Genomic DNA, 1,772 nt, shown 5'->3' with positions numbered 1-1,772 from the left:
CCCTGGAAGCCGATCTCGGCAAGCTGCAGGACAGCCGCGCCTCGATCGACGGCCTCGTCGCCAGTCAGGTCGAGAAGATCGCCGAGGGCCGCGCCGTGCTGGCCAAGGCGCTCGAGACCGACATCATCGGCATCAGGAACCTGGTCGAGACCCATTCGACCAAGCTCGCCGAGGACCGCGGTGAGCTCAGCCGCGCGCTTGAAAGCGATCTGAGCGGCATCCGCGGCCTGATCGACAGCCATGCCGGCAAGCTCGCCGAGGACCGCGGCCTGCTATCGCAGACGCTGGAAGCCGACCTCGCCAAGCTGGCTGAAAGCCGTGCCTCGATCGACGGCCTCGTTGCCGGCCAGGTCGAAAAGCTTGCCGAAGGCCGCGATATCCTCAAGCGCGCCCTGGAGGCCGACCTCAACACCATCAAGGGTGCCATTGCGGGACACTCGGACAAGGTGCTGGAGGATCGCTCGCAACTGTCGAAGGCCCTCGAAGCCGATCTGCAGGCCGTCAGCGGCGCCATTGCCGATCATCAGAACAAGCTGGCGCAAGACCGCTCGGCCCTATCGAGAGCCCTGGAGGATAACCTTCAGAATGTCAGCGGCGCCGTTGCCGAACATCAGAACCGGCTCGTTCAGGACCGTTCGGTGCTGTCCAAGTCGCTCGAAGACGATCTCGCCAAGCTGGCGGAGAGCCGCTCCAGCATCGACGGGCTGGTCGCCGGCCAGGTCGAGAAGCTGGCCGAAGGCCGCGACATTCTCAAGCGCGCGCTGGAAGCCGATCTCAACACGATTCAGGGCGCAATCGTCGATCATTCGCAGAAGATCACCGGCCATCGCGCCGAACTCTCGCGCGCGCTCGACGCCGATATGGCCAATGCCAGCGGGCTCATGCAGACCCATGCCGACCAGTTGTCGCAGAACCGCGCGACGCTGTCCAAGGCGCTGGAGGACGACCTCGCCAAGCTGGCCGAAAGCCGTTCCAGCATCGACGGGCTTGTCGCCGGCCAGGTCGAGAAGCTGGCGGAAGGCCGCGACATCCTCAAGCGCGCGCTCGAAGCCGACCTTGCCAAGCTCGCCGAAAGCCGCGCCTCGATCGACGGCCTTGTCGCCGGCCAGGTCGAAAAGCTCGCCGAAGGCCGCGATATCCTCACGCGCGCCCTTGAAGCCGATCTCGCCAAGCTGGCCGAAAGCCGGGCCGGCATCGACGGTCTTGTCGCCGGCCAGGTCGAGAAGCTCGCCGAGGGCCGCGATATCCTCAGGCGCGCCCTCGAAGCCGACCTCCAGAAGCTGACCGAAAGCCGATCCGAGATCGACGACGTCATCGCCGGCCATGTCGGCAAGCTGTCAGAAGGCCGCGACATGCTGGCCCGCGCCTTGGAGGACGATCTCGCCAAGCTCGCCGATACGCGCAAGGACGTCGACCGTTCGGTCTCCGGCCATATCGACCAGATCGCCGCGCGGAGCAGCGACATTTCGGCAGCGATCGCCGCCGATGTCGAGAAGATCGAGCAGGCCTTCAGCCGCCAGACCGGTGTCATCGAAGAACGCGCCAGCACCATGGAGCGAGCGCTGTCGACCGGTGTCGACAATGTGCGCGGCGTGCTGGAGAAGACCGCGGTGTTCGTGGCGGGCGCGTTGCGCGACAAGGTCATGGAAGTCACAAGCACCCTGCATGAGCAGGCCGGTGCGGCCTTCAGCGACGCCGATCGCAAGATCGCCGAACGCGCCGAGCAGACCTCCGCCGCGCTGCTTGCCAGGGCCGAGGACATCGCCCAGGCC

General features: G+C 66.2%; 1 pseudogene. It reads left to right on the top strand.

The window, feature by feature from the left end:
• Window positions 1-1,772: pseudogene (locus EOA24_RS36755) on the top strand (kinesin); the annotation flags it as partial.

The organism is Mesorhizobium sp. M2A.F.Ca.ET.039.01.1.1, assembly GCF_003998035.1.
In the GTDB taxonomy this organism is placed as follows: domain Bacteria; phylum Pseudomonadota; class Alphaproteobacteria; order Rhizobiales; family Rhizobiaceae; genus Mesorhizobium.
The sequence above is the reverse complement of the archived record's forward strand: the minus strand, read 5'-3'. Positions and strand labels throughout refer to the sequence as shown.